General features: G+C 72.9%; 18 protein-coding genes and 1 pseudogene. 9 read left to right on the top strand and 10 right to left on the bottom strand.

Annotation, left to right across the window (positions count from 1 at the left end; translation table 11 throughout):
- Positions 1–40: 40 nt before the first annotated feature.
- Entirely contained in the window at positions 41–646 is a 606-nt protein-coding gene (dhaL, locus tag ACIP4X_RS32740) for a dihydroxyacetone kinase subunit DhaL (RefSeq protein WP_358733014.1), read from the top strand.
- 1 nt (position 647) lies between these two features.
- Positions 648–1,058: a PTS-dependent dihydroxyacetone kinase phosphotransferase subunit DhaM gene (locus ACIP4X_RS32735; RefSeq protein WP_100567584.1), complete on the top strand. Its 411-nt coding sequence runs from the start codon at positions 648–650 to the stop codon at positions 1,056–1,058.
- 395 nt (positions 1,059–1,453) lie between these two features.
- On the opposite strand, the gene ACIP4X_RS32730 is transcribed toward ACIP4X_RS32735, so the two are convergent.
- Positions 1,454–2,269, bottom strand: a complete 816-nt coding sequence (locus ACIP4X_RS32730) for a glycoside hydrolase family 75 protein (protein WP_358733012.1) — start codon at positions 2,267–2,269, stop codon at positions 1,454–1,456.
- 397 nt (positions 2,270–2,666) lie between these two features.
- On the opposite strand from ACIP4X_RS32730, the gene ACIP4X_RS32725 reads away from it, so the two are divergent.
- Positions 2,667–3,677 carry a fibronectin type III domain-containing protein gene (locus ACIP4X_RS32725; protein ID WP_401351824.1) on the top strand — a complete coding sequence of 337 codons (1,011 nt, stop codon included), beginning with the start codon at positions 2,667–2,669 and terminating at the stop codon, positions 3,675–3,677.
- Positions 3,678–3,882: 205 nt separating this feature from the next.
- Entirely contained in the window at positions 3,883–4,527 is a 645-nt protein-coding gene (locus ACIP4X_RS32720; protein WP_358733009.1) for a hypothetical protein, read from the top strand.
- Between the two features lie 75 nt (positions 4,528–4,602).
- Here ACIP4X_RS32720 and ACIP4X_RS32715 read toward each other — a convergent pair whose 3' ends face one another.
- From ACIP4X_RS32715 to ACIP4X_RS32705, 3 genes are all read right to left on the bottom strand, one after another.
- Positions 4,603–5,175, bottom strand: a complete 573-nt coding sequence (locus ACIP4X_RS32715; RefSeq protein WP_401351821.1) for a PadR family transcriptional regulator — start codon at positions 5,173–5,175, stop codon at positions 4,603–4,605.
- Positions 5,176–5,238: 63 nt separating this feature from the next.
- The gene (locus tag ACIP4X_RS32710) at positions 5,239–7,254 is read right to left on the bottom strand and encodes an FAD-dependent oxidoreductase (RefSeq protein ID WP_401351818.1); all 2,016 of its coding nucleotides are present in this window, start codon (positions 7,252–7,254) and stop codon (positions 5,239–5,241) included.
- A 75-nt stretch (positions 7,255–7,329) separates the two neighbouring features.
- On the bottom strand, positions 7,330–7,701 hold the full coding sequence (locus ACIP4X_RS32705; RefSeq protein ID WP_358733006.1) for a hypothetical protein: 372 nt from the start codon (positions 7,699–7,701) through the stop codon (positions 7,330–7,332).
- A 152-nt stretch (positions 7,702–7,853) separates the two neighbouring features.
- Here ACIP4X_RS32705 and ACIP4X_RS32700 point away from each other — a divergent pair.
- Positions 7,854–8,167, top strand: a pseudogene (locus ACIP4X_RS32700) (PAS domain-containing protein); the annotation flags it as partial.
- Between the two features lie 93 nt (positions 8,168–8,260).
- Here the strand turns inward: ACIP4X_RS32700 and ACIP4X_RS32695 are convergent.
- Entirely contained in the window at positions 8,261–9,088 is an 828-nt protein-coding gene (locus tag ACIP4X_RS32695) for a putative protein N(5)-glutamine methyltransferase (protein ID WP_401351815.1), read from the bottom strand.
- Positions 9,089–9,328: 240 nt separating this feature from the next.
- On the opposite strand from ACIP4X_RS32695, the gene ACIP4X_RS32690 reads away from it, so the two are divergent.
- The 4 genes from ACIP4X_RS32690 to ACIP4X_RS32675 all read left to right on the top strand — a co-directional run bounded on the left by ACIP4X_RS32690 (position 9,329) and on the right by ACIP4X_RS32675 (position 13,822).
- Positions 9,329–9,817 carry a MarR family transcriptional regulator gene (locus ACIP4X_RS32690; RefSeq protein WP_391454759.1) on the top strand — a complete coding sequence of 163 codons (489 nt, stop codon included), beginning with the start codon at positions 9,329–9,331 and terminating at the stop codon, positions 9,815–9,817.
- A 119-nt stretch (positions 9,818–9,936) separates the two neighbouring features.
- Entirely contained in the window at positions 9,937–10,905 is a 969-nt protein-coding gene (locus ACIP4X_RS32685; RefSeq protein WP_358733003.1) for an acetylxylan esterase, read from the top strand.
- Between the two features lie 395 nt (positions 10,906–11,300).
- Positions 11,301–12,449: a transcription termination factor Rho gene (gene rho, locus ACIP4X_RS32680; RefSeq protein WP_358733001.1), complete on the top strand. Its 1,149-nt coding sequence runs from the start codon at positions 11,301–11,303 to the stop codon at positions 12,447–12,449.
- Between the two features lie 152 nt (positions 12,450–12,601).
- Positions 12,602–13,822 (top strand): D-alanyl-D-alanine carboxypeptidase family protein, encoded by a 1,221-nt coding sequence (locus ACIP4X_RS32675; RefSeq protein WP_401351811.1) that lies wholly within the window; start codon positions 12,602–12,604, stop codon positions 13,820–13,822.
- A 159-nt stretch (positions 13,823–13,981) separates the two neighbouring features.
- Here the strand turns inward: ACIP4X_RS32675 and ACIP4X_RS32670 are convergent, their stop codons facing one another.
- From ACIP4X_RS32670 to crcB (ACIP4X_RS32650), 5 genes are all read right to left on the bottom strand, one after another.
- Complete coding sequence (locus tag ACIP4X_RS32670; protein WP_358732998.1) at positions 13,982–14,914, bottom strand: glutaminase; 933 nt, start codon at positions 14,912–14,914, stop codon at positions 13,982–13,984.
- Between the two features lie 71 nt (positions 14,915–14,985).
- Positions 14,986–15,822, bottom strand: a complete 837-nt coding sequence (locus tag ACIP4X_RS32665) for an undecaprenyl-diphosphate phosphatase (RefSeq protein ID WP_391454760.1) — start codon at positions 15,820–15,822, stop codon at positions 14,986–14,988.
- 98 nt (positions 15,823–15,920) lie between these two features.
- A complete protein-coding gene (gene crcB, locus ACIP4X_RS32660; RefSeq protein ID WP_391454761.1) occupies positions 15,921–16,289 on the bottom strand; it encodes a fluoride efflux transporter CrcB in 369 nt (122 codons plus the stop codon).
- Positions 16,286–16,666 carry a DUF190 domain-containing protein gene (locus ACIP4X_RS32655; protein ID WP_358732992.1) on the bottom strand — a complete coding sequence of 127 codons (381 nt, stop codon included), beginning with the start codon at positions 16,664–16,666 and terminating at the stop codon, positions 16,286–16,288. Before ACIP4X_RS32655 ends, crcB (ACIP4X_RS32660) begins: the two co-directional genes overlap by 4 nt.
- Entirely contained in the window at positions 16,663–17,124 is a 462-nt protein-coding gene (gene crcB / locus ACIP4X_RS32650; protein WP_358732990.1) for a fluoride efflux transporter CrcB, read from the bottom strand. Before crcB (ACIP4X_RS32650) ends, ACIP4X_RS32655 begins: the two co-directional genes overlap by 4 nt.
- Positions 17,125–17,271: the final 147 nt, after the last annotated feature.

The raw sequence follows: 17,271 nt of genomic DNA, 5'->3' as shown, positions 1-17,271 counted from the left end.
GCGAGCGCATCGACCGTACCTACCACGCAAGGGAGATCCAGTGCTCGACGCCGACTTCTTCCGCCGCTGGATGACGGCGACCGCCGCGTCCGTGGCCCGCGAGGCGGAATGGCTCACCGCCCTCGACTCGCCCATCGGGGACGCCGACCACGGCAGCAATCTTCAGCGCGGGTTCACGGCCGTACGGGCCGCGCTGGAGAAGGAGGACCCGCGGACACCCGGCGCGGTCCTCGTACTCGCTGGGCGGCAGCTCATCTCGACGGTCGGCGGCGCCTCGGGGCCGCTGTACGGGACGCTGCTGCGGCGCACCGGTAAGGCCCTCGGGGACGCCGCCGAGGTGAGCGAGAAGCAGTTCGCCGAGGCGCTGCGGGCCGGGGTGGACGGGGTCATGACGCTGGGCGGGGCCGCACCGGGCGACAAGACCATGATCGACGCGCTGCTCCCCGCGGTGGACGCGCTCGGTGACGGCTTCGCAGCGGCCCGCGCCGCCGCCGAGGCGGGCGCCGAGGCGACCACGCCCCTGCTGGCCCGCAAGGGCCGGGCTAGCTATCTGGGCGAGCGCAGCATCGGGCACCAGGACCCGGGGGCCACCTCGTCCGCCCTGCTGATCGCCGCACTGGCCGAATCCACCGCGGCGGAGGCGTGACATGAGCGGCGAGAAGGCGGTCGGGATCGTACTGGTGTCGCACAGCGCCGAGGTGGCGTCCTCGGTTCTCGAGCTGGCGAAGGGACTGGCGGGCGGCGCGGCGGGCGTACCCGTGGCCGCCGCCGGGGGCCGGGAGGACGGCGGGCTGGGCACCAGTGCCGAACTGGTCGCCGCGGCCGCCGCGGCCGTGGACCGAGGTGCCGGGGTGGCCCTGCTCACCGATCTCGGCAGCGCGGTGCTCACCGTGAAGGCGCTGCTCGCCGAGGGAGACGAACTGCCTGAGAACACACGGCTGCTGGACGCCCCGTTCGTCGAGGGCGCGGTCGCCGCGGTGGTCACCGCGGCGGCGGGAGCCGACCTGGACGCCGTGGAGGCGGCGGCCTCGGAGGCGTACGGCTACCGGAAGGTGTGAGGGCCGTCGGCCGGGGCGATGCGAGGCGGGCAGGCAGGCAGGCAGGCAGGCAGCACGGTGCCTCTGGCCTCCGGCCGTCCACCGCAGCCGGGTGACGCAGTGTCTCCGGCGTCCTGCGGTCCGCCGCAGGCGGCGAGGTAAGCGATCCGCCCGTTGCGTCGCCGTCCCGTCGCCCACCGCCGGCGGGCGACGCGTTGCCCCGGCGTCCGGCAGTCCCCCATAGGCGGGCGACGCAAGCGATCCGCCCGCGGCCTCGCCGTCCGGCCGTCCACCAGAGGCGGGCGGCGCGTGTCGTCCGCCGGCAGCGTCGCAGTCCCACCGTCCGCCACCGGCGGCGCAGGTCGTCCGCCCGCAGCGCCGCCCTCCCGCCGTCCACCGCAGTCGAGCAGCGCAAGTCATTCGCCCGTCGTGCCGCCGTCCCCCCGTGATCCGCCCGCCTGCGGCGTAACCCTCCCGTCACTCACCACTGGCGGCCCTCCCGGTGCGTCCGTCTGTCCCGTCGTCGTCCCCTCGTTCACCAGTCGGCGTGCCAGTCGCTCGCCGGTGGCGACGGCGGCCGCGTGGTCCTCGATGGCGCCGATCCGGGAGTGCTTGAAGACGATGTAGGTCACGCCGGAGCGGACGCCGCCGCCGTGGGGGTCGGCGGGGATGCCGAGGCGCCGGGCGGTGGCGTAGGAGGCCTCGCCGATCACCTCGCGCGGCCCGATGTCGCCGACGACCGCGTACTGCACGCGGTCCCGGTAGACGACGGCCGCGACCGATCCCCCGCCCACGCCGTGCGCGCGGTGGTCCCAGATGCGGCTGGGAGCGGGCAGGACCACGTACGGCAGCCGTGCGGCGTCGAGGCGGTGCCCGTTGGACTGCTCGTAGGCGGCGGTCGGGGAGAACTGCGGGTCGGTGCGGCGGTTGCAGCGCACGGTGGGCCGTCCGTCGCAGTCGATGTCCATGTCGGCCTTCCAGAAGACGGCGCCGGGCAGTCCGCACACCGGGACGGTGGCGGGCTTCCCGGCGCCGAGGCGGTAGCGTCCGCGGGAGACCGGTGTGCAGTCACGCACCCTGGCCAGCAGGTCGGCGGCCTGGACATCGCCGTCGTCGTGGGGCGCGGGCTCCCCGCGGGTGCGGTACGCGTACGGCACGGTGGGCGTCGGCAGCGTCGTGGGAGCGAGCAGGGCGGCGCTCGCCGCGGCGAGCGTCAGCGACTGGGCACGCACGATGAGGGACCCCTCTCCTCGGGGACATGACGGGCATTCACCCCATGGGGGATGAAACGCGGATCAATCGGTTGCGCGGCCCACGTTAGGGGAACGAGCGGCGCATGGCCCGTACCACCCATCGGGCGGCCGGGGCCCGGGTCCCTACCGGCCCGGCCCCCGGACCGCCCGTCACGACGCGGGAGGCAGCGACGACAGCTGTCCGCGCCACGGCATGAACTCCCCTGTAAAGAAGGGGATTTCAGCCCGGAAGTGGTCTCAGCATACGTAACGGTCCGGGACTCCCACCAACCCCGGCCCCCTTGATGCGCTCCGGCCAACACGCCATATTGGTCCGGACCATTGTCCCGCGCAATGTGCGGGGCCGCCCACGCCGCCGCTCCTGGGAGGCAGACCCGTGCGACGCGTTCCCGCCCCCGCTTCCCGCCGTCTCCGCGCGCCCGGGCGTGTCGTGGTGCTGTGCGGTGCGCTGCTGCTGCTCGTCTCCTGCGGCCGGAGCGCCGCGGACGACGGGGAGGGCGGCCGCCTGCCCGGTGCGCCGACCGGCATCACCGCCGCCGCGGGAAGCGCGACCAGCGTGCACGTGATGTGGAACGCGCTGCCCGCGACCCCGGGCATCGCCGGGTACGAGGTGTACCGCGACGCCACGAAGGTGACGGCCGTACCGGCCCATGAGCGCATGGTGGACATCACCCGGCTCAGCCCGTCGACCACGTACGTCTTCACCGTCCGGGCCCGTGGCACCGACGGCCGGCTCGGTCCGCGCAGCCGGCCGGTGCGGGCGAGGACACCGGCCGCCGTCGCCGCCGACCACTCCGCCCCCAGCCGCCCGCTCGACGTCCGTGGCCGCGCGGTGGGCAGCCGGGCCGTCCAGTTGTCCTGGTCCCGCTCGACGGACGACCAGGGTGTGGTGTCGTACGACGTCTACCAGGGCGGTACGAAGATCCACAGTGTCGGCGGCAGCCAGACCGCCACCGTGGTCACCGGCCTGCGGCCGGGCACCTCCTACGCGTTCACCGTGCGGGCCCGTGACGCGGCCGACAACCTCTCCCCCGCCAGCGCCGCCGTCCGGCTGACCACCGCGCCGGGCTCCGACGACGGAGGGGCCACCGCTCCGTCCTCCTTCCGCGCCGCGACCCATCAGGCGGACGGCGCGTACTACCTCGACCTGAGCTGGGTCCCTCCGCGGACCGACGGTGTGGTGACGCAGTACCAGATCCAGTTGGACGGTCAGCCGGCCACCTCCCTCGTCTGGGGCGGCACGGCTCCGCGCGACAAGGCCTCGTACAGCTTCTACCTGGGGCGCGAGGCCGGGGTCGGCCACCGGGTACGGATCCGGGCGATGCTCCCGGACGGCACCTGGGGCGGCTTCTCACCCGAACGGTCGGTGACGACCGGAAAGTCATGAGCACCCGGCCACGCGAAAACAGCGGGGATGCCCTGTGCACCCGACCGGGTGTCGGCCGCTCGGGCGGGGCCCACCCGTACGGCCGCGCCCCGCATGCGGGCAGCGACACGAAGACGTTGGCTGGCTCCGAGGCAGCACGGGCGATTCCCCTATCTCCGGCGGCACATGGGATGGACCGCCGACCGTGCCGCCGGAGGACAGTCCCATGCGCCACACTCAGCCACCCTCCCGCTCCATAACCGTGGCCGCTACGGCCGCCGCACTCTCACTCGGTCTCGCCACCGGCGCCGCGCACGCTGCCGGGATATCCGTGACCGCCAACGGCTCGACCGTGTCCGTGACGACCAGCGTCTGCAGCCAGGTCAACGGCAGTTGGGGCACGGCCTCGCTGCTCTCCGCCGGCCAGACGAGTTTCACCCAAGGACGCCAGGTGGCGCTCACCGGGACGGCCAGTGGCCAGTCCGCCGCCTGGCAGAGCGTGAGCCCGGGCACCTACACCGTGGCTGTCGTCTGCGCGAACAACATCTCGGCGGGCACGCAGTCCGTCCTCGTCACCGGCGGCCGCGCCACCCCCACGGCCGCGCCCACGTACCGGCAGCCGGTCGCACCCACGTACCGGCAGCCCGCCGCGCCGAACGGCGTCCCCACCTACGCGCCGAACGGCGTACGCACGTACGCGCCGAACGTCCTGCCCACGGCGGCGCCGACCCGCGGTGTGCTGGGCGGCCTGGGCGGCGGCGTCAAGGACTACGGCACCCTCACGCTCGCGGCCGGCGGAACCCTGGTCGGGGCGGCTCTGGTCGCCACCGGGTGGGTGCTGCGCCGCCGTTCGAAGGCGCACCGGTACTGACGGCCCGCCGCGGCCGCACCACTCCCCGCTCCCTCCGGGGCCGCACCCGCACCGACCGCCCCGCCGGGACCGACCTCACCCCGGATTCTGCCCGCCCAATTCCGTCTGCTCGCCGTGCAGTTCGGTGAACTCGTCCAGCGCGTAACGCAGCCACTGCGTCCAGAAGGTCTCCAGGTCGACACCGCCCCGCAGGACCAGGTGCCTCAGCCGGTCCTCGGGGCTGTCCTTGCCTGGCGGGAAGTCACGCTCCTCGATCTCCCGGTACTCCGCCAACTGCCTTTCGTGCAGCTCCAGATGGCGCTCCAGGTCGGCGCGAAGGCCCGCGGTGCCGACCACGGCCGCCGCGCGCAGCCGCAGCAGCAGGGCGTCGCGGTACGGCTTCGGGTCCTGGGAGGCGGCGGTCCAGCGGGCCAGTTCCGCCCGGCCCGCTGACAGCACCTCGTAGTCCTTCTTCTGCCCGCGGGCCCGCTCCTTCGCCGGCAGGCCGCGGATCAGGCCGGCGGCCTCCAGTCGTCCCAGCTCGCGATAGATCTGCTGATGCGTCGCCGACCAGAAGTAGCCGATGGACTTGTCGAAGCGTCGCGTCAGCTCGAGCCCCGACGACGGCTTTTCGAGCAGCGCGGTGAGGATCGCGTGCGGAAGTGACATGGGGATCATCCTAGGGACGGGCCCATACGCGCCCGGCCCCGAGAGAGTGCCCCCGGTCGTCCCCTACAGGACCGCCGCCAGTTCCATGCCCTGTTTGACGGCGCGCTTGGCGTCGAGTTCGGCGGCCTCGTCCGCGCCGCCGATCAGATGCGGGCGGCGCCCGGCGGCGACCAGTTCCTCGTACAGGTCGCGCCGTGGCTCCTGTCCCGTGCACAGCACGATCGTGTCGACCTCCAGGACCGTGCTCGTGCCGTCGACGGTGATGTGCAGGCCCCGGTCGTCGATCCGGTCGTAGCGCACGCCGGGCACCATGGTGACCCCGCGGTGCCTGAGTTCGGTGCGGTGGATCCAGCCGGTCGTCCTGCCCAGTCCTGCGCCGACCTTGGTGGTCCTGCGCTGGAGCAGGTGCACCGCGCGCGGTGGCGCGGGCCGCCGCGGCGTGGTGAGTCCGCCGGGCTCGCGCTGGTCCATGTCGACTCCCCAGAGCCGGAAGTACGCCGCCGGGTCCTCGCTCGCCCCGTCACCGCCGTCGGTGAGGTACTCGGCCACGTCGAAGCCGATGCCGCCGGCGCCGAGGATCGCCACCCTCTCGCCGACGGGTGCGCCGTCCCGCAGTACGTCGAGGTAACCGAGGACGCTCGGGTGGCCGACGCCGGGGATGTCGGGGGTGCGCGGGGTGACGCCGGTGGCGACGACGGTCTCGTCGTAGCCCGCGAGGTCGACGGCGCTCACCCGCGTGTTCAGCCGTACGTCCACGCCGTGGGCGTCGAGTTGGTGGCGGAAGTAGCGCAGCGTCTCGCCGAACTCCTGCTTGCCGGGGACCTTGCGGGCCACGTTGAGCTGTCCGCCGATCTCGTCCGCCGCGTCGAACAGGGTGACCTGGTGGCCGCGTTCGGCGGCCGAGACCGCGCAGGCGAGACCTGCGGGTCCGGCGCCGACGACGGCGACCCGCTTGCGCCGCCGGGTCGGGGACAGGACCAGTTCGGTCTCGTGACAGGCGCGCGGGTTGACCAGGCAGGAGGTGATCTGGCCGCTGAAGGTGTGGTCGAGGCAGGCCTGGTTGCAGCCGATGCAGGTGTTGATGGCCTCGGGGCGGCCGGCGGCCGCCTTGGCGACGAAGTCGGGGTCGGCGAGCATCGGGCGGGCCACGGACACCATGTCGGCGTACCCGTCGGCGAGCAACTGCTCGGCGATCTCGGGGGTGTTGATGCGGTTGGTGGTGACGAGGGGGACGGAGACCCGGCCCATCAGCCGCTTGGTGGCGAACGCGTAGGCGCCGCGCGGCACGGAGGTGGCGATGGTCGGGATGCGCGCCTCGTGCCAGCCGATGCCGGTGTTGATGAGGGTCGCCCCGGCGGCCTCGACCGCCTTGGCGAGTGTCACGACCTCGTCGAGGGTCGAGCCGTCGGGGACAAGGTCCAGCATGGACAGCCGGTAGATGATGATGAAGTCCTCGCCGACGGCCTCGCGCACCCGGCGCACGATCTCGACCGGGAAGCGCGTCCGGTTCTCGTAGGAGCCGCCCCAGCGGTCGGTGCGGTGGTTGGTCCGCGCGGCGATGAACTCGTTGACCAGGTAGCCCTCGGAGCCCATGATCTCGACGCCGTCGTAGCCGGCCCGGCGGGCGAGGAGGGCGGTGCGGGTGTAGTCGTCGATGGTCCGCTCGACGTCGGTGTCGGTGAGCTCGCGGGGCACGAACTGGCTGATGGGGGCCTTGAGGGGGCTGGGGGCGACCAGGTCGCGGTGGTAGGCGTAGCGGCCGAAGTGCAGGATCTGGAGGGCGATCCGGCCACCCTCGCGGTGCACGGCGGCGGTGACGGTCGCGTGTTGCCCGGCCTCCTGCTCGGTGGTGAGCTTCGCGCCGCCCTCGTAGGGCCGCCCCTCCTCGTTCGGTGCGATGCCGCCGGTGACGATGAGCCCCACTCCGCCGCGGGCGCGGGCCGCGTAGAACTCCGCCATCCGTTCGAAGCCGCCCTCGGCCTCCTCGAGGCCGACGTGCATCGAGCCCATGAGGACGCGGTTGGGCAGCGTGGTGAAGCCCAGGTCGAGCGGGCGCAGCAGATGGGGGTAACGGCTCATGTCTGTAGTTGTAGAGGACCCCCGGCCCTTTATGCAACTAGTTGCATAAAGGGCCGGGGGCCTCGGTGTCCGCCGTCAGCGGCTCTCCAGACGGACGTGGAGTTCGCGCTCCTGGTCGCCGGAGGCCATGCTCAGGTCCTCGACGGTGAACAGGGAGCCCAGGGTGGTGCAGAAACGGTCGATCGCCCAGTAGCCGCCCTGCACGTCGGCCGTGACGGACGCGTCGAGCCTGGTGGGCCCGCAGTCCGCCCCGTGCTCCTCGGCCACGTCGAACGTGCCGAGCCACACGGTCGGGCGCACCTCGTGGTAGTCCCGGGGCACGTCGTCCGCGCACCGGTCGGAGGAGAAGCAGGAACACAGGGCGTCGAACACGGTCCGGGCGTCTTCCTTGGTGCATCCGCTCAGCTCCACCGAGACGGATTCGGGGTGCTCCGGCTCGCTCGCCATCGCGATCACTCCTCTCGTGGCCTGGGGCCTGGGTACCGCACGAAGTTCCCTCAGCGCGGCGCTCCACTCGCAAATCCAGCAAAGCACCGTTCACCGCCGGAGCACCACCGCCGCCCGCCCGCTCGCCTTCGCCCGGGGCACCGGTCCCGGGCGTGGCCCCGGTGGTCCTCGACGCCCGGGGGCGCATCGTGCTGTGGAGCCCGCAGGCCGCGGAGCTCTTCGGGTACTCGGCGCAGGAGGCGCTGGGCAGGTACGCGGCCCAGCTCATGGTCCACGAGCGGCACCTCGACCTGGTGATCGAGCCGTTCTCCGATGTGCTGCGGACCGGCCGGGGCTGGGCCGGCGCCTTTCCCGTCCGGCACAAGGACGGCGACACCCAACTGGTGGAGTTCCGCAACATGCGGCTGCGGACGACCGCGGGGAGGCCTGCGCGCTCGGGCTCGCCGCCGACCAGTCGACCGCCCGCGCCCAGTCACTGCCGTGACACCCCGCCCGCCGGAGCGGGTCACGCGACCCGCCCGGCCGGGGCCGCCGACCGGTCCGGGTCAGCTGGGTGCGGTCACTGTCTGGTTCCTGTCACCACGTGTGCGTTGAGGTCCTCCGACACGGCGACGTGGGCGGTCAGACCGGCTCGGGTGAAGGCGGCCAGGGCCAGCGGGGTCTGGCGTTCGCTGGTCTCGACCAGGAGGCAGCCGCCGGGGGCGAGCCAGGTGGGGGCCTCGGTGGTGACGCGGCGCAGGATATCGAGGCCGTCGGGGCCGCCGTCCAGGGCGACGAGCGGCTCGTGGTCGCGGGCCTCGGGCGGCAGCAGGCCGACCTCGCCCGTGGGGACGTAGGGCACGTTGGCGGCGAGTATGTCGACGCGGCCGCGCAGCCCGCCGGGGAGCGCGTCGAAAAGGTCGCCCTGGTGCACCGTGCCGCCCCTGGGGACGATGTTGCGCCGGGCGCAGCGCACCGCGGCCGGGTCGACGTCGGCGGCGTGCAGTTCGGCCGGGCGGAGCGCCTCGGCCAGCGCCGCGCCCACCGCGCCCGAGCCGCAGCACAGGTCCACGACGACGGATGCCTCCGGGGACCGGGCCACCGCCTGGTCGACCAGGAACTCGGTGCGGCGCCGCGGGACGAAGACGCCCGGTTCCACCGCGATCCGCAGACCGTGGAACCCGGCCCAGCCGAGCACCTGTTCGAGGGGGAATCCGGCGGCGCGCCGTTCCACCAGCGCGGCGATCTCCCGTGGCGTGCGGGCGCCGGCGAGGATCAGTCCGGCCTCCTCCTCGGCGAACACGCAGCCGGCGGCGCGCAGCGCGGCGACCACCGCGGCACGTGGGGGCGGAGAAACGGAAGAGGGGGAAGAGGAGGAAGAAGCGGAGGGGGGAGGAAGTACGGGCATGGAATGCCGGGACCTTTCGGGAGCCGAAGGGCGCTCCCGCGATCACCTACTGACGGCGATCCGCGCCACCGCGAGGGGAGAGCACCCGACCTGACACAGCGGTAATGGGTCTCACCTCCTCGGCTTCCTGCGACCGGGACCCTCCGCGGCCGCAGGTCACCCTACCCCAACGCCCGGCGGCCGCCCCCTCCTCCATCCGCCAGTTGTACTATGCAACCGGAAGAGCAGGGGAGGCATTCGGTGACCGCAGTGACAGAACCGGACGAGCGCGACGTCACGCGGCGGACGCCGGCGGGAGAGACGGCCGTCGAGACCATCCACCGCGAGATGACGGTCTTCGCCCGCCGGGCCCGGGCCTCGGCCGGACGTATGCACCCCGAGCTGTCGCTGGTGTCGTACACGCTGCTCGGGCATCTGGAGGAGAGCGGCGGCTGCCGGGCCACCGACCTGGCCGCGCACTACGCGCTGGACAAGTCCACCGTCAGCCGCCAGGTGTCGGCCCTGGAGCGGGCCGGCCTCGTCGAGCGCCGTACCGATCCCGGCGACCACCGGGTCCAGGTGCTCCATCTGACGGCCGCCGGGCGGCGGATCCTCGCCCGGGTCACCGAGAGCCGCCGTGCGGCGTTCCACGCGCGCCTGGCGGGCTGGCCGGAGGACGACCTCGAACGGTTCGCGGGCTATCTCACCCGCTACAACGCGTGGCCCGGCCGGGCCGAGGCCGGCACCTGACGCACCCGGGGACGTCGTGCGCCGCGTCCGGAACGAACACCTCCGCCGACGGCGGACCGCGCCGGGGCCGTAGCGTGTGGCCCACGCTCTCCTCAGTCTCTTCACGAAGGCGGTTGTTGATGGCCCTGTTCGACCTTCCCCTCGACGAGCTCCGCGAGTACCGCAGTTCGTCCGCCGAGCCCGAGGACTTCGACGCCTTCTGGTCCAAGACGCTCCAGGAGGCCCGCGAGCACGACCTGGACGCCCGGTTCGACCTGGTGGACACGGGTCTGGCGACGGTGAAGGTGTACGACGTGACCTTTGCCGGCTTCGGCGGACATCCGGTCAAGGGCTGGCTGACGCTGCCCGCGCGGGTCGACGCGCCGCTGCCGCTGGTCGTGGAGTTCGTCGGCTACGGCGGCGGGCGCGGCCTGCCCCACGAACACCTGCTGTGGGCGTCGACGGGCCGCGCGCACTTCGTGATGGACACCCGCGGGCAGGGCAGCGCGTGGGGCGGCGGTGGCGGCACTTCCGACCCGGTCGGCGGCACGCCGGCGTACCCCGGCTTCATGACCCGCGGTCTGGACGCGCCGGAGAACTACTACTACCGCCGGGTGTTCACCGACGCGGTGCGGGCGACAGAGGCGGCCCGCGCGCACCCGCTGACCGACGCGGGCCGGACCGCGGCGATCGGCGCGAGCCAGGGCGGCGGCATCACGATCGCGGTGGGCGGTCTGGTGCCGGACCTGGTCGCGATCGCGCCGGACGTGCCGTTCCTGTGCGACTTCCCGCGCGGGACGACGCTGACCGACCGTCACCCGTACCGGGAGATCGGCCTCTACCTGAAGACGCACCGCGGCCGCACCGAGGACGCCCTGCGGACGCTGTCGTACTTCGACGGCGTGCACTTCGCCGCGCGCGGCCGCGCGCCCGCGCTCTTCTCGGCGGCCCTGGAGGACCAGACCTGCCCGCCCTCCACGGTGTTCGCCGCGTTCAACGCCTGGGCGCACCAGGACAAGCAGATCGAGGTGTACGACTTCAACGACCACGAGGGTGGCGGTCCGTACCAGGACGCGGCCAAGCTCCGCTGGCTGCGGTCGTACGCCTGACACCTCTGGGCATCCCTGACATGCCCGCGGGCCCGGCAGCCGTGTGTGGTCGGCTGCCGGGCCCGCGGTGTTCCCACACCGGGTACGAGTGGCGGGTTACTTGAAGTGGCCCACGCCCGCGAACCGGGTGGTACCCTGGCGTCAGCACTCGTGTACGCCCCGTTGTGAGCGCCGGTGCGGTTCTTCATCAGCTCGGCGTGTCGCCGCGTCTGTCGCGGTCGACGCGATCTGCTTCTCCTCACCTTCTCCGTGAGCGGCGCTCTGCGCCTTCCGGGCAGCGCGTCCGGCCGAGGTGGTGTCTTCCGCCGTCGGAGGCCCCGTACTCCACGCCTCCCCGTCGCGGCTTCCGCTCCGCACATCCCGTGCCGTCCGTCCGCGAAAGGACCCTCCCCCCTATGACCACCACACTCGAACGCCCCGCCGCACCGCGGCAGACGTCCGCGGCCCCCCGGCCCGTCACCGGTGTCCTGGACATCGACGCGACCGGCAAGGGACATCTGCGCGGCGCGGACTTCCTGCCCACGCCCTTCGACCCGCACGTCTCCCCCGCCCTGATCCGCCGCCACGGCCTGCGCAAGGGCGACACGGTCGCGGGCCTGCTCGGGCAGCAGCACGCCGTCACCGAGCTCACGGGCATCGGCGGCCGCTCGCCGGACGAGACCCGGTCCCGGCGCCGCTTCCACGACCTCACCCCGCTGCACCCGAGCGAGCGGCTGCGCCTCGAACACCCCGCCGCCGGGCTCACCGGCCGTGTCGCCGACCTGATCGCGCCCGTCGGCAAGGGGCAGCGCGGTCTCGTCGTGGCACCGCCCAAGACCGGGAAGACCGTGCTGATCCAGCAGATCGCCGCCGCCGTCGCGGGCAACCACCCCGAGTGCCGGCTGATGGTGGTGCTGCTCGACGAACGCCCGGAGGAGGTCACCGACATGCGCCGCCGTGTGCGCGGCGAGGTGTACGCCTCCACCTTCGACCGGTCCCCGAGGCAGCACATCGCGCTCGCCGAACTCGTCGTCGAACGGGCCAAACGGCTCGTCGAGGCCGGTGAGGACGTGGTCGTTCTCCTCGACTCGCTCACCCGCCTGTGCCGGGCCCACAACAACGCGGCCGCGGCGGGCGGCCGCACCCTCAGCGGCGGGGTCGACGCGGGCGCGCTGCTGGGTCCCAAGCGGTTCTTCGGGGCAGCGCGGTCGGCCGAGGAGGGCGGCTCGCTCACCATCCTCGCCACCGCGCTGGTGGAGACCGGATCCCGCGCCGACGACTTCTTCTTCGAGGAGCTGAAGAGCACCGGCAACATGGAGCTGCGACTCAGCCGCGAACTCGCCTCCCGCCGCGTCTTCCCGGCCGTCGACCTCGACCCCTCGGGCACCCGCCGTGAGGAACTCCTCTTCACCCCGGCCGAGTTGACGGCGGTTCGCGGTCTGCGGCGGGCCCTGCGCGGCCGGGAGGGCAGGACCGGTCTTGAGACGCTGCTGGAGCGGCTGCGCGACACGCCCGACAACGCCACGTTCCTGCGCCGCGTCCGGCCGACCCTGCCCGCCGGCTGAGCCACGACCGCCAGGCGGGTATCCGACACACCCTCAGCACCACGCCCGCTGTGCGCCCGTCGAGGAAAGCGCTAGGACATCCGGGTGCTCGTGGACCCCGTTCGGCTCTGGGCAGCGTCCCGCCTGCACCGTTTTGTCCCTACGTTTGCGATATGAAGATCAGATTTTCCAGCCGCACCACTGTGTCGGCCTGCGCGCTCTGCGCCGCGAGTCTGCTGGCGCCGACCCCTCCGGTCGCGGTCGCCGGCGCGGCCGTCGGGGGCCGGGGAGCGATAGTGGAGCCGAGGGCGACGGTGCCGCAGCCGGCCCTGCTGGACGGTGAGGGCACCCAGGTCCGGCTCCGCGACGGGGCGCCCGACCTTCCGGCCGTCTCCGGGCTGTCCTGGGTGGTGGCCGACGCCGCGTCGGGCGAGGTGCTGGCCGCGCACGACGCGCACCGCAGGCTGCCGCCCGCGAGCACCCTCAAGACGCTGTTCGCCCTGACCGTGATGCCGTCCTTCCCCGCGGGCATCCAGCACACCGTCAGCGCCAAGGAGCTGACGGGCATCGGCGAGGGCAGCAGCCTGGTGGGGGTCGTCGAGGGGCACACGTACCAGGTGGCCGACCTGTGGCGCGGGGTGTTCCTCAACTCCGGCAACGACGCCGTGCACGTGCTCGCCGCGCTGAACGGCGGCTGGGAGCAGACGGCCCGGCAGATGGAGACCAAGGCCCGCTCCCTGGGTGCCCTGGACACCACGGTCGTCTCCCCCGACGGCTACGACGCCGAGGGGCAGGACTCCTCGGCGTACGACCTGGCCGTGTTCGGGCGGGCCGGGCTGCGCAACCCGGACTTCGCGCGGTACTGCTCCACCGCGCACGCCGCCTTCCCCGGCAACGACGGCACGTTCCAGATCGCGAACACCAACCGCCTGCTGACCGGCGCCAACGGGGTGGAGCCGTATCCGGGTCTGATCGGCATCAAGAACGGCTACACCACCAACGCGGGCAACACGCTCGTGGCTGCGGCCCACCGGGACGGGCGCACCGTCCTGGTGACGTTGATGAACCCCCAGGAGGGCAACGTCTACGAGGAGGCGCGCGCGCTGCTGGACTGGGGATTCGACGCCGCCGGACATGTCGATCCGGTGGGTTCGCTCGACGCCCTGCGGCCCGTCTCCCACGAGGCGACGGCGGAAGCGAAGTCGGGGACGAAGCCAGGAGCGAAGCCCCCCGGTACGAAGCCGGGAGCGGCGGTCGTCGCGTCCGCCGGGGCGCCCCGGCCGGAGGAGTCGGACTGGCCGGGGACGGGGACGATCGCGGGCGCCGCCGGTCTGGGCGCGGGGGCCCTCCTGATCGGCCTGCGGTTGCGGCGCAAGCGGGCCTCGCGCGTCTGACGGGCCGCCGGCCCTGGCATGGGCCGCGGACGTCGGTGCCGCCCCCGGACGCCGTCGCGGCACGAACCGCGGCGGACGCCGACCGGGCCGGGACGCCGGGACGCCGTCCCCTCCGCACATGACCGGCGCGCGAGCGGACGACCCGCGCCGGGCGGTCCCTCAGAACACCGACAGGCCCGTGAGGGTCGTGAAGCGGTCCAGGGCCGCCACGCCGGCCACGGAGTTGCCCCGCTCGTCCAGGCCGGGGCTCCACACGCACAGCGCGCACCGGCCCGGTACGACGGCGATGATGCCGCCGCCCACGCCGCTCTTGCCGGGCAGGCCGACGCGGTAGGCGAAGTCGCCGGCCGCGTCGTACGTCCCACAGGTGAGCATGACCGCGTTGACCTGCTTGGCCTGGCTGCTGGCGAGCAGCCGCGAGCCGTCCGCCCTTATGCCGTGCCGGGCGAGGAACGTGGTGGCCAGTGCCAGGTCGGCGCAGGAGGCCGCGATCGAGCACTGGCGGAAGTACTGGTCCAGCAGGACCGGCACCGGATTGTCGACGTTTCCGTAGGACGCCATGAAGTGGGCGAGGGCGGCGTTGCGGTCGCCGTGCGCGGACTCGGAGGCGGCGACCTCCTCGTCGAAGTCCAGCTCCGGGTTGCCGCTCTCGGCGCGCAGGAAGCCCAGCAGCTCGCCCGCCGCGTCGCCGGTGCGGGTCTGGAGCCGGTCGGTGACCACCAGGGCGCCGGCGTTGATGAACGGGTTGCGCGGGATGCCGTTCTCGTACTCCAGCTGCACCAGGGAGTTGAAGGGGTTGCCGGAGGGCTCGCGGCCCACGTGCTCCCACAGTTCGTCACCCTCGCGCGCCAGGTCGAGGGCGAGGGTGAACACCTTGGTGATGGACTGCGTGGAGAACGGCTCCCGCCAGTCCCCCACCCCGTAGACGGTGCCGTCCAGTTCGGCGACGGCCATGCCGAAGGCGCGGGCGTCCCGGGCCGCGAGCGCCGGGATGTAGTCGGCCGGGCGCCCGCGGCCCGGTGTGTGCCCGATCTCCTCGGCGATGCGCTCAAGGACCGGAAGATAGGTCGGGGACGACGTCATGATCGCCATTCTGCCTCCGGGCGGGGTGCTCCGCGACGGTGGGAACGGCAGGGCGGCGGGCCTCGGCCGCCGCCCGGTGCTCAGCTGCTGAGGACGCCCGTGCCGAGCAGGCCGAACAGCAGCAGGCCGACCAGAATCCGGTAGACGACGAACGCGTTGAAGGAGTGCTTGGCGACGAACTTCAGCAGCCAGGCGATGGAGCCGTAGGCGACCACGAAGGACACGACGGTGCCGACGGCCAGCGGGACGGCGCCCACGTTCTCGCCGAGCGCGTCCTTGAGCTCGTAGATGCCGGCGCCGGTCAGGGCCGGGAGGCCGAGGAAGAAGGACAGGCGGGTGGCGGCGACCCGGTCGAGGTCGAGGATGAGCGCGGTCGACATGGTGGCGCCGGAGCGGGAGAAGCCGGGGAAGAGCAGGGCGAGGATCTGCGAGCTGCCGACCAGCATCGCGTCCTTGAACGAGGTGTCGTCCTCACCGCGCTTGTGCCGGCCCATCTGGTCCGCGCACCACATCACGACACTGCCGCCGATCAGCGAACCGGCGACCACCCACAGGGAGCCGAGCGGCCCCTCGATGAAGGGCTTCGCGGCCAGGCCCACCACGACGATCGGCATGGTCGCGAAGATGACCCACCAGGCGAACTTGTAGTCGTGGTGGTAGCGCTCCTGCTTGTTGGCCAGCCCCCGGAACCAGGCGGACATGATCCGCACGATGTCCTTGAAGAAGTACACCAGCACGGCGGCGATCGCGCCGACCTGGATGACGGCGGAGAACGCGACGACCGACTTGTCGTCGACGGGGATGCCCATGAGCCCCTCGGTGATCTTCAGGTGGCCGGTGGAGGACACGGGCAGGAACTCGGTCACCCCCTCGACGACTCCGAGGACGACGGCCTGACCGACGGAGATGGCGCTCATGGGATCCAGTTCTGAGGATGGTGATCGACAGTGGTGGACACACACTTACGGTGCTGAGGTGACGGACCGGTGACGGGCAGCGGAATCGGCGGCGACCGTCAGAAGCCGCCGGCGATCCACGCCCCGGCGAAAGCCGCGCCGAGGCCCGCCCCGACGCCGGCGACGACGTTGGCGAGGGCGTAGAAGCCCGCGCCGGTCTCGGTGAGCCGCAGCGTCTCGTAGGAGAAGGTCGAGTACGTGGTCAGGGCCCCGCACAGTCCGGTGCCCAGGAACAGTTGCAGACGCGGTCCGGCGACACCCGCGGCCGCCGCGCCGGTCAGCAGGCCGAGGATCAGGCAGCCGGTGATGTTCACGACGAAGGTGCCCCAGGGGAACACCGAGTCGTGCCGGGACTGCACCGCGCGGTCGGTGAGGTAGCGCAGGGGTGCGCCGACCACGGCCCCGAGGACCACCAGCAGCCAGTTCACGGGGACTTCCCGCTCCCGGCGTCCGCGCCGCCGAGTCCGGCCGCGCGGCTGACATACCGGATGACCTCGCAGTCGTCGAGTATCACCAGTCCCTGGGCGACCAGTTCGTCCAGTTGCGGAAGGAAGGCCCGCACCCGCTCCTCGGTGTCCACGATCACCACCGCCACCGGCAGGTCCTCGCTCAGGGACAGCAGCCGGGAGGTGTGGATCAGGGAGTTCGCGCCGAACCCCTCCACGCCGCGGAAGGCGCTGGCGCCCGCGAGGCCCGCCGCGTGGGCCCGGTGGACGATCTCCGAGTACAGCGGCCGGTGGTGCCAGGTGTCGTTCTCTCCGATGAAGACGGTCACGCGCAGCGCGCTGCCGGTGAGCCTGGTCATCGCTGCCTCCACTTCAGGACACGGCGGGCCGCCGTCATGGCCAGCCACACCGCCGCGAGTGCCGCGCACGGTGTCGCGGCGAGGTACGCCAGCCCGGTACGGGCATGGCCGGAGTCCACCAGTCGCTGGAAGTCGACGGCGTAGGTGGAGAAGGTGGTGAAGCCACCGAGCACGCCGGTGCCGAAGAAGGGGCGGACCAGCCGGTGGGCGGCCCACACATCGGTGATGACCACCATGAAGACGCCCATCACCGCGCAGCCGAACGCGTTGACCCAGAAGATCGCCCAGGGGAAGCCCCCGGCCGGTGTCGGCAGCCGCAGCGAGACGGCGTACCGGGCGGTGGCGCCGAGCCCTCCGCCCAGCGCCACCATGGCGACCACCGGTGTCTGCGCCCGCCAGGCTCGCCCTCGCCTGGGCCCGGTCCGCGCTCGAAAGCTCTCTGCTTCCGGGACTGTCATGCTCGTACGTCTCCTGCTCGCCCGCGCTCGGACATGCCGGAGCGCTCCTTTTACGCGAGTAGGGACCGTTGGCGGCACCAGTGCCACGGTTTCGGTACGGCGGGCCCCACCGCCGCGCCGCGAAAAATCCCTCGCGGCCGGGCTACA

The sequence above is a fragment of the Streptomyces sp. NPDC088817 genome, from assembly GCF_044750345.1.
Classification (GTDB): domain Bacteria; phylum Actinomycetota; class Actinomycetes; order Streptomycetales; family Streptomycetaceae; genus Streptomyces.
Note: the sequence above shows the minus strand (reverse complement) of the source record. Positions and strands in the feature narration are given on the sequence as shown.